The 9582-nt window shown below is 69.8% G+C and carries 11 protein-coding genes; 8 read left to right on the forward strand and 3 right to left on the reverse strand.

Annotation, left to right across the window (positions count from 1 at the left end; all coding sequences use genetic code 11):
• Positions 1-647: cyclic nucleotide-binding domain-containing protein (locus tag ACE3T5_RS19465; protein WP_374669766.1), on the reverse strand; the 647-nt coding region annotated here is incomplete at its 3' end.
• A gap of 147 nt (positions 648-794) precedes the next feature.
• Here ACE3T5_RS19465 and hemN point away from each other — a divergent pair.
• Both hemN and ACE3T5_RS19475 read left to right on the forward strand, forming a co-directional pair.
• Positions 795-2180: an oxygen-independent coproporphyrinogen III oxidase gene (hemN, locus tag ACE3T5_RS19470; RefSeq protein WP_374669767.1), complete on the forward strand. Its 1386-nt coding sequence runs from the start codon at positions 795-797 to the stop codon at positions 2178-2180.
• Positions 2181-2182: 2 nt separating this feature from the next.
• Positions 2183-2866 carry a sulfite exporter TauE/SafE family protein gene (locus ACE3T5_RS19475; RefSeq protein ID WP_374669768.1) on the forward strand — a complete coding sequence of 228 codons (684 nt, stop codon included), beginning with the start codon at positions 2183-2185 and terminating at the stop codon, positions 2864-2866.
• An 11-nt stretch (positions 2867-2877) separates the two neighbouring features.
• Here ACE3T5_RS19475 and ACE3T5_RS19480 read toward each other — a convergent pair whose 3' ends face one another.
• Positions 2878-4236: an MBL fold metallo-hydrolase gene (locus tag ACE3T5_RS19480; protein ID WP_374669769.1), complete on the reverse strand. Its 1359-nt coding sequence runs from the start codon at positions 4234-4236 to the stop codon at positions 2878-2880.
• A gap of 152 nt (positions 4237-4388) precedes the next feature.
• Here ACE3T5_RS19480 and ACE3T5_RS19485 point away from each other — a divergent pair, with 152 nt between their 5' ends.
• On the forward strand, positions 4389-5000 hold the full coding sequence (locus ACE3T5_RS19485) for a hypothetical protein (RefSeq protein ID WP_374669770.1): 612 nt from the start codon (positions 4389-4391) through the stop codon (positions 4998-5000).
• A 22-nt stretch (positions 5001-5022) separates the two neighbouring features.
• Here the strand turns inward: ACE3T5_RS19485 and ACE3T5_RS19490 are convergent, their stop codons facing one another.
• Positions 5023-6144 carry a YeeE/YedE family protein gene (locus ACE3T5_RS19490; protein ID WP_374669771.1) on the reverse strand — a complete coding sequence of 374 codons (1122 nt, stop codon included), beginning with the start codon at positions 6142-6144 and terminating at the stop codon, positions 5023-5025.
• 211 nt (positions 6145-6355) lie between these two features.
• Between ACE3T5_RS19490 and ACE3T5_RS19495 the strand changes: the two genes are divergently transcribed.
• The 5 genes from ACE3T5_RS19495 to ACE3T5_RS19515 all read left to right on the forward strand — a co-directional run.
• Complete coding sequence (locus tag ACE3T5_RS19495; RefSeq protein ID WP_374669772.1) at positions 6356-6793, forward strand: DsrE family protein; 438 nt, start codon at positions 6356-6358, stop codon at positions 6791-6793.
• Between the two features lie 22 nt (positions 6794-6815).
• A complete protein-coding gene (locus ACE3T5_RS19500; RefSeq protein WP_374669773.1) occupies positions 6816-7157 on the forward strand; it encodes an ArsR/SmtB family transcription factor in 342 nt (113 codons plus the stop codon).
• Positions 7158-7322: 165 nt separating this feature from the next.
• Complete coding sequence (locus tag ACE3T5_RS19505) at positions 7323-7631, forward strand: cytochrome c (RefSeq protein WP_374669774.1); 309 nt, start codon at positions 7323-7325, stop codon at positions 7629-7631.
• Positions 7632-7645: 14 nt separating this feature from the next.
• Complete coding sequence (locus ACE3T5_RS19510) at positions 7646-8929, forward strand: FCSD flavin-binding domain-containing protein (protein WP_374669775.1); 1284 nt, start codon at positions 7646-7648, stop codon at positions 8927-8929.
• A gap of 65 nt (positions 8930-8994) precedes the next feature.
• A partial coding sequence (locus tag ACE3T5_RS19515; protein ID WP_374669776.1) for a cytochrome c occupies positions 8995-9582 on the forward strand: 588 nt, incomplete at its 3' end.

The raw sequence follows: 9582 nt of genomic DNA on the forward strand, positions 1-9582 counted from the left end.
GAGAAGGTGCGGCTCACCGTCTCCAGCTTCAGGCCCAGGTAGCTGCCGATCTCCTGCCGCGTCATGCGCAGCACCAGCTCGGACTTCGAGAAGCCGCGCGCCTGCAGGCGCTGCACCAGGTTCAGCAGGAAGGCGGCCAGGCGCTCCTCGGCGCGCATGGTGCCCAGCAGCAGCATGACGCCGTGCTCGCGCACGATCTCGCGGCTCATGATGCGGTGCAGGTGGTGCTGCAGCGCGCCCACCTCGCGCGAAAGCTCGCCGATGCGGTCGAACGGCAGCACGCAGACCTCGGAGTCCTCCAGCGCGATGGCATCGCAGGTGTGGTGGTCGCCCACGATGCCGTCGAGCCCCACGATCTCGCCGGCCATCTGGAAGCCGGTCACCTGGTCGCGGCCGTCCTCGGCCGTCACGCTGGTCTTGAAGACGCCGGTGCGGATGGCATAGAGGGCGTGGAACTTCTCGCCGTTGCGGAACAGCGGCGTCTTGCGGCGCACCTTGCGGCGGGTGGAGATCACCTCGTCGATGCGGGCCATCTCTTCCGGATTCAGGCCAACCGGCATGCACAGTTCGCGCAGGTTGCAGTTGGAGCAGGCCACCTTCATCGCGGACGGGGTGACTTTCGCCGTCTCGATGACGGGCAGGGGCATGGCGGCTCGGGTATCCACGGAGGGCATGGGTTGGGGGGGTCTGACCTGAGTCAAATTGTCGGTGCCGGGGGGCTGGCACGCTTGACCTGGATCAATCGCACCCGGCATGGCCCGGCGCACAGTCCGAATCACAGTATGAAAACCGCCATGGAATCCCCGATCACCCCCGATCTGCTTCGGCGCTTCGACGTGCCCGGGCCTCGCTACACCTCCTACCCCACCGCGGACCGTTTCGTCGAGGCGTTCACGGATGCCGACTACGGCCAGGCGCTCGCCCAGCGGCGCGAAGGCCCCTCGGCGCTGGCGATGCCGCTGTCGCTGTACGTGCACATCCCGTTCTGCGAGTCGCTGTGCTACTACTGCGCCTGCAACAAGATCATCACCCGCCACAAGAGCCGCTCGGCCGAGTACCTGGGCTGGCTCGAGAAAGAGGTGGATCTGCACGCCGGCATCCTGGGCCCGGGCCAGCCGGTGAGCCAGGTCCACCTGGGCGGTGGCACCCCCACCTTCTTCAATGACGACGAGCTGCGCCAGCTGATGCAGATGCTGCGCTCGCGCTTCGCGGTCGCCCCGGGCGCGGAGTGCTCGATCGAGGTGGATCCACGCACGGTCGATGCCACGCGGCTGCAGACCCTGGCCGACCTGGGCTTCAACCGCATCAGCTTCGGCGTGCAGGACTTCGACCCCGAGGTGCAGAAGGCCGTGCACCGCATCCAGCCGTATGAGCAGGTGGCGGCGCTGATGGCCGAGGCACGGCGCATCGGCTTCGACTCCATCAACGTGGACCTGATCTACGGGCTGCCGAAGCAGACCCCCGAGTCGTTCGCGCGCACGCTGGGCCAGGTGGCGCAGCTGCGGCCGGACCGCATCGCGCTGTATGCCTACGCGCACCTGCCCGAGCGCTTCAAGCCGCAGCGCCGCATCGACGCGGCGGAGCTGCCCGAAGCGGCCGGCAAGATCGCCATGCTGTCGCAGGCGCTCGCCGCGTTCCTCTCGGCCGGCTACGTGTACATCGGCATGGACCACTTCGCGCTGCCGGGCGACGCGCTCGCGGTGGCCAAGCGCCAGGGCCGGCTGCACCGCAACTTCCAGGGCTACAGCACGCAGCCCGACTGCGACCTGATCGGTCTGGGTGTCTCCGCCATCGGCAAGGTCGGCGCCACCTACAGCCAGAACGCGAAGACGCTGGAGGAGTACTGCGACGCGCTGCGCCAGGGCCGGCTGCCGGTGGTGCGCGGCCTCGCGCTCTCGCGCGACGATCTCGCCCGCCGCGCGGTCATCATGGCGCTGATGTGCCAGGGCCAGGTGGTGTTCGAGTCGATCGAGCTCGCCTGGCTGCTGGACTTCAAGAACTACTTCGCCCCCGAACTGGAGGAGATGCGCGAGCTGCAGCGCCAGGGCCTCGTGGTCATGGACGACGCCGGCATCCAGGTCACCGCCTCGGGCTGGTTCTTCGTGCGTGGCGTGGCGATGAAGTTCGACCGCTACCTGCAGGCGGACCGCAACCGCGCCCGGTTCTCGCGCATCATCTGAGGATGCTCACCCCCACGCTCGCGCTCACGGCCCTCGTGATGGGCCTGGCCGGCGGCCCGCACTGCATCGGCATGTGCGGCGCGGCCTGCGGCGGCGTGATCCACGGGGCCGGTGCGCCCCCGATGCGGGGCATGGCCTCGTTCCAGCTGGGCCGGCTGCTGGGCTACTCGGCTGCCGGTGCCGTGGCCGGTGCCACCGTGCAGTCGCTGGCGTGGCTCACCGCGCAGACGGCCGCGCTCAGGCCGGTCTGGACCTTCTTTCACCTCGCCGTGCTCGCCTGGGGCCTGATGCTGCTGGCGCAAGCGCGGCAGCCCGCCTGGGTGGAGTCGGTGGGCCGCGGCGTCTGGTCGCGCGTGCGGCCGCTGGCCCAGGCGCGCGGCGGTCTCATCGCCACGGGCGCCCTGTGGACCTTCATGCCCTGCGGGCTGCTGTGGTCGGCGCTGCTCGTCGCCTCGCTCGCCGGCGGCGCGGTGGAGGGGGCGATGGCGATGGCGCTCTTCGCGCTCGGCAGCGGCGTGTCGCTGGGCCTCGCGCCCTCGGCGCTGCGGTGGCTGCAGCAGTGGGGCAATCGCCTGCGCAAGGACTGGGGCACGCGCATCGCGGGCGGGCTGCTCGCCCTCACGGCCGCGTGGGCGCTGTGGATGGATGCGTTCCACCGGTTCGCGGCGTGGTGCGGGCTCGCCTGACGGGCTGAGCGCTAATCCAGCGTCACCGTCTGCAGATAGTCCGGCACATCCGCACGCCAGCGCAGCTGGCGCTCGATGCGCTGGCGCATGGCGTCAGCGGCAGAGGGCTCACCGTGGGTCACGAAAGCGCGTCGGGGCGGCTGCGGCATGGTGCGCAACCAGGCCTCCAGCTCCGCGGCATCCGCATGCGCCGACAGCGCGTCGATGCGCGCCACCTCGCAGCGCACCGGGACATCCTCCCCATGGATGCGGACCGAAGGCGCGCCGTCGGCCAGTGCCGCCCCGCGCGTGCCGCCGGCCTGGAAGCCGGCCAGCAGGATGGTGTTCTGGCGCTTGGGCGCGAAGGCCTTGATGTGGTGCACCACACGCCCGCCAGTGGCCATGCCGCTGCCGGCGATGATCACCATCGGGCCCTTGCGCGCGTTCAGCTCACGGGATTCCTCCGGCGTGCGCACGATGGTGGCGGCATTGCAAAGCGCCTCCAGCTCGTGCGAGGGCAGGCGCAGCTCGGCCGGGTGCCGGTGGTACACCTGCAGTGCATCCGCCGCCATCGGGCTGTTCAGGAACACCGGCAGGTGATGGATGGCGCCGCGCTGCTTGAGCAGGTGGATGCAGTACATCAGCGTCTGCGCCCGTCCCACGGCGAACGCCGGGATCACCAGCGTGCCGCCGCGCGCGGAGGTGCGGTTGATGACCTCGGCCAGTTGCTCCAGCACGTCGCTGTCCGGGTGCTCGCGATCCCCGTAGGTGGACTCGGTCACCAGGTAGTCGGCCGCCATCGGGGCATCGGGCGCGCGCAGCACCAGATCGGCCGGCCGTCCCACGTCGCCGGTGAACAGGATGGACCGCCGGCCGTCGTCCAGCCGCACCTGCGCGGCCCCCGGCATGTGGCCGGCGCGGGCCAGCAGCGCGTGCAGGCCCGGCACTGGCTCGAAGCGCTCGCCCCAGGGCACGGCGTGGAACTGCTTCAGGCTGCGTACCGCGTCGTCGCGGGTGTACAGGGGCAGGGCGGGACTGTGCTTGCTGAAGTGGTGGCGGTTGGCGTAGTCGGCCTCTTCCTCCTGCAGGCCGCCGCTGTCGGGCAGCAGGATGCGACAGAGGTCGCGCGCGGGCGCGCTGCACCAGACCTTGCCGCGAAAGCCCTGCTTCGCCAGCAGGGGGATGTAGCCGCTGTGGTCGATGTGGGCATGCGTGAGCACCACGGCGTCGATCTGCGCGGCGTCCACCGGCAGCGCTGACCAGTTGCGCAGGCGAAGCTGCTTGTAGCCCTGGAACAGCCCGCAGTCGACCAGCACGTGGTGGTCACCATGGCGCACCAGGTACTTGGAGCCGGTGACGGTGCCGGTGGCACCGAGGAACTGGATTTGCATGCTGCGCAGTCTAAGCGCTGGCACGGCGTGGGCACAGGCCATCACGCGGTGCCGCGCGGCCGTGCATCGACGCGTGGCGTTACCCGACTTTCACGCTGCAAATCATGGATTGGCGGTTGCCGGCCTGCCGGATCCCGATTAGATTCAGATGCATGGCAGATGCCTCCTCCAAAACGCCGAAGCCGGCGAAAGGTAAGAAGAACTACCTCGACTCGACCTACATGCCGGGCGACACCATTCCCGCGCCTGAGGTCGTCGAAGGCAGCGGTGAATCCGCCTGGGCCGAATGGTCCGAGGCCTCGCAGGCGCATGAGCGCAAGTTCGCCGACACCGAGCCGGCCTCCGCGCCCATGGTGCTCTCCCCCGAGGAGCGCAGCTGGGCCAACACCCAGCCGGCCGATGCGATCGACCCGATGGCCAAGCCGGTGCGTCGCCCGAAGGTGGCCGCGCCCGAGCCGCCGGCGCTGACGGTGGACCTTGCCATGGTGGTGGCGCGGCGCAACAACCGCGTCTGCCCGCGCCCGCTGCAGTGGGACGAATTCACCTACCTGCTGTCCACCGCCGGTCAACGGGCCAAGGTGCGGACCCCGCCGCCGATGCCCGCCACCGGCGCCTCCTGGTCCGCCACGCCGCCGCTGACCAAGCGCCTGTGCTTCCGCGAGCAGATCGAGTGGGCCGGCGAGCACGGCGTGCTGGCCGATGTCATGCGCTTCATCGAGGAACTGCCCGAGAACGCCTGGCTGCACATGGGCGACGAGAAGTAGGGCCGCTGGCCCTGCGACCGCCTCAGGTCGGCATCGGCTGCGCCGGCGCCTCGGGTGGCCGTGCAGTCGCCGCGGCCGCGGCCTCCGCCCGCCGTGCCTCCGGCACATCCAGCCACCGATCCGTGAGCCCGGCGCCGACCCACATCGCCGCCAGGGCGATCCAGGCCGTGAGCGCGAAGACCGCGCCCCCGGTCACGCCAGCGCCCACGGCGCAGCCGCCGGCCAGCATCGAGCCGAAGCCCATGAAGATGGCACCGGCGATGTAGCGGCGCATGCTGTAGCCGTCCTTGAAGCCTTCCAGCTTCAGGTCGCCGCCGATCAGGCCGCCGAGGAAGGCGCCGGCGAACACGCCCGGCAGCAGGCCGGAGTCGAAGCCCCAGTGGGGCGCCGGCAAGGCCAGCACGCGCATCAGCCACTCGGCCGAGGGCCCGCTGAAGGTGAGGCCCTGCACCGGCACCACATTGAACGAGCTGGCGGCCACGCGGGCCGTCCAGGTCCAGCCGGCCGCCACCGCGAGGCCGGCGCCGATGCCGCCCACCCACTTCCACACGCTGCGGCGGCTGCGCAGGGCATACCAGAGCGCGGCGGCCAGCCACAGCGCGCCGAAGGCCAAGCCACCCCAGTGGCCGGCACCGGTGATCGCGAGCAGGTCGCGCGAGGCGCCGCCTTCCACCGTCCACCAGGCGCTGATGGTCTGCCGCAGCGGCGAGAGCGCGCCGCCCAGCGCCGCCTGCGCGGTGACGGCGAAGATCAGGCCCGACAGCAGCGCACGCAGGTTGCCCGTGGCCGACAGCACCAGCAGCCGGCTGGCGCAGCCGCGCGTCATGATCATGCCGGCGCCGAAGAGCAGGCCGCCCACGATGGCGCCCGACAGGCTCCCGCGCGAGGCGAGCTGCCGCGCATTGCCCACGTCGATCCAGCCGGCCAGCACCAGCGCCTGCACGCTCACCACCGCGGCCGAGAAGGTGAGCAGCCAGATCGCGAGCTTCTCGCCCGCCTGACGCCGCCAGAACTCGATCACGGCCGCGCGCAGGCAGAAGCTGGAACGCTGGGCGAAGAAGCCGAAGGCCAGGCCCACGACGGCGCCGCCGGCGGCCAGCAGCGGGGCCTCGCCGAGGCGCTCAACAAGGGAGGACAGGTCCATGGGCGGCCTTTAATTCAGCAATGACTGATATTCTGCCGGGTGACTGGCTGACGCGTTGATGCATGTCAGACGAACCGCAGGCGGGCGTGCGCTTTCGGCGCGCCGCTCCATATTCGTCCAGGCTGATCTAGTGATTGACCCGGATGCGACCGCCCGACGCGCCGTGTATGCTCACCCCGGGGCGTGTAGTGCCCCACTCCCAGGAGCTTTCATGCGCTCAATGCCCATCGCACTATCCCGTCTGGCCGCGCCACTGGTGCTGGCGGCCGCCTGCCTGCCGGCGTTCGCGCAGGACAAGGTCATCTATCACATCGACGACGCCGCCGCGCAGGCCACCAAGGGGCTGCGCAACATCCGCAACCACCTCGACGTGGCGCCCGACACGAAGATCACCGTCGTCACCCACGCCAACGGCGTGGACATGCTGTTCGAGGGCGCGAAGGACCCGAAGAACCCCGACATCGACTACGGCGCCCTGATCAGCGCGCTCAAGGCGCGCGGCGTGCGCTTCGAGGTGTGCGAGATCACCCTGCGCAACCGCAACCTCAAGAAGGAGCAGTTCAGCATGGATGCCGAGTTCACGCCGTCCGGCGTGGCGCGCATCGGTGCGCTGCAGTTCCGTGAGCGCTACGCCTACATCAAGCCCTGAGCGCGCAGGCGCGCGCCGCACCATGGCCCGCAGACCCGCCGCCCAGGCCGACCGCGCCATCGCCGAATCCGACGAGGTGTTCGAGATGGCCGCCGAGGTGTTCCGCGTGATGTCGGCGCCGATGCGGCTGAAGATCATCAGCAGCCTGTGCAACGGCGAGAAGAACGTGAGCCAGCTGCTGGAGGACATCCAGACGACGCAGCCCAACATGTCGCAGCACCTCAACACGCTCTACCAGGCGGGGGTGCTCGGCCGCCGGCGCGAGGGCGTGCAGATCTACTACCGCATCATCAACGACCGCGTGGTCACGCTGTGCCGCGCCGTGTGCACGCAGATCGCGATCGAGTCCGACATGGCCTCGTGATCCGGCTTCGTTGAACTGACAAGGCCCTGACTCGGGCCGCCCGCGGGCCACGGGGTTTTCACCATGTGGCGCCCTGGGGCTCCAGGTCCTAATATAAGAGCCAGTTGATATATATTGTTCCCGGCGCCCGCGCCACTGTCCCCCACCCTCGAAGGAGACACGACCATGAAGAACCCGATTCCGGCGCTCGCCACCGCGGCGCTGGTCCTGGCCAGTGCCGGGCCCGCCTTTGCGCAGGATGCCGCCCAGGTGCGCTCCTGGGCCGCCTCGTGCGCCAACTGCCACGGCACCAACGGCGTAGCCCAGCCCGGCAATGAATCCCTGGCCGGCATGAAGCGCGAGGACATCGTGACCAAGATGCTCGACTTCAAGAACGGCCGCAAGCCCGCCACCGTCATGCACCAGCTCGCCAAGGGCTACAGCGACGAGCAGATCAACGCCATCGCCGGCTACTTCGCCGCGCAGAAGAAGTGAAGGAGGGCCCCGTCATGCAACGTCGCCAGTTCGTCCAGCTCACCGGCGCGGTCGCCGCCACCGGTGCCGCCTCGTTCCTCTCCGGCTGCGCCACCGTGGGTGGCGGCGCCGGCCCCAAGGTGGTGGTCATCGGGGGCGGCTTCGGCGGCGCCACGGCCGCCAAGTACATTCGCATGTGGTCCGACCAGGGCATCCAGGTCACCCTGGTCGAGCCGAACGCGGCCTTCGTCTCCTGCCCCATCTCCAACCTGGTGCTGGGCGGCAGCAAGACCATGGCCGACATCACCACGCCCTACGACAACCTGGCCAAGCGCCATGGCGTGAAGGTGGTGCGTGACACCGCCGCCGGCATCGATGTCGAGAAGCGCATCGTCAAGCTCGGCAGCGGCGGCGAGCTGCCCTACGACCGCGTGATCGTCTCTCCCGGTGTCGACTTCATGTGGGAGACGCTGCCCGGCATGAACCGCCCCGGCGCCCAGGATGCCGTGCTGCACGCCTGGAAGGCCGGCCCGCAGACGGCCGCGCTGCGCCAGCGCCTGGAAGCCATGCCCAACGGCGGCGTCTACGTGCTGTCGATCCCGGAGGCCCCGTACCGCTGCCCGCCCGGCCCGTACGAGCGCGCCTGCCAGGTGGCGCACTACTTCAGCAAGGCCAAGCCGCGCAGCAAGGTCATCATCGTCGACGGCAACGACGACGTCACCTCCAAGGGCCCGCTGTTCAAGAAGGCCTGGGCGGACCGCTACAAGGGCATCATCGAGTACCGCCCGAAGCACAAGCTGACCGATGTCGACGTGGCCGGCAGCACGCTGAAGTTCGAGTTCAGCGACGACGTGAAGGGCAACGTGCTGAACGTCGTGCCTTCGATGCGCGCCGGTGACATCGCCGTGCGCACCGGCCTGGCCACCGCCAACCGCCGCTGGTGCGAGGTGGACTGGCTCACCTTCGAGTCCAAGGCGGCGAAGAACGTGCACGTGCTCGGCGACGCCATCCAGATCGCGCCGGCCATGCCGAAGTCGGGCCACATGGCGAACCAGCATGCCAAGACCTGCGCCGCCGCCGTGGTGGCGCTGCTCACGGGCAAGCCGGTGAACCCGCTGCCGATCTACAACAACACCTGCTACAGCTTCGTCAGCGACGAGGACGTGGTGCACGTCGCCAGCGTGCACCGCTACGACGCCGGCCAGAAGACCATGCTCACGGTGCCCGGCTCGGGCGGCGTCTCCAGCGCCGCGAACGAGCTGGAAGGCCGCTACGCCATGGCCTGGGCGCGCAACATCTGGGCCGACTCCCTAGCCTGAGCCCCATGCTGCAACCGGCTGGCGCCGCCCGGCGCGGCGCCAGCCTGCCTGTGAAGAGAACGAAGATGCGTCATTCCGGATTGAATCGATGGGCCGTCGCCGCGGTGGCGGCGCTGCTGGCCGGCACGGCCTGGAGCCAGGCCGACGAGGCGCGTGCGAAGAAGATCGTCTCCGGCGTGTGCTTCGTCTGTCACGGTGCCGAAGGGGAGTCGTCCAGCGAGCTGTTCCCGCGCCTGGCGGGCCAGCACTGGGAGTACACGCTCAAGCAGCTGGAGAACTTCAAGAACGGCAAGCGCAAGAGCACCGCCATGGCCGGCATGGTGGCACCGCTCAAGCCCGACGAGATGGAGGCGGTAGCGAAGTACTTCGAGAAGATGAAGCACACGCCCGAGCCGCCGAAGGATCCCGCCCTGGCCGCGGTGGGCCAGTACATCTACCACCAGGGCAACAAGTACAGCGGCGTGCCCGCCTGCGTGGGCTGCCATGGCCCGCAGGCGGCGGGGGCCGCCGGGCTGCCGCGGCTGGCCGGCCAGTACGCGAGCTACACCGAGACGCAGCTCAAGCTGTTCAACAAGCGCGAGCGCACCAACGACAACGCCGTCATGCACACCGTGGCCGAGAAGATGACGCCGCTGGAGATGGCGGCGGTGGCC

Source organism: Ramlibacter sp., from assembly GCF_041916345.1.
GTDB lineage: Bacteria > Pseudomonadota > Gammaproteobacteria > Burkholderiales > Burkholderiaceae_C > Ramlibacter.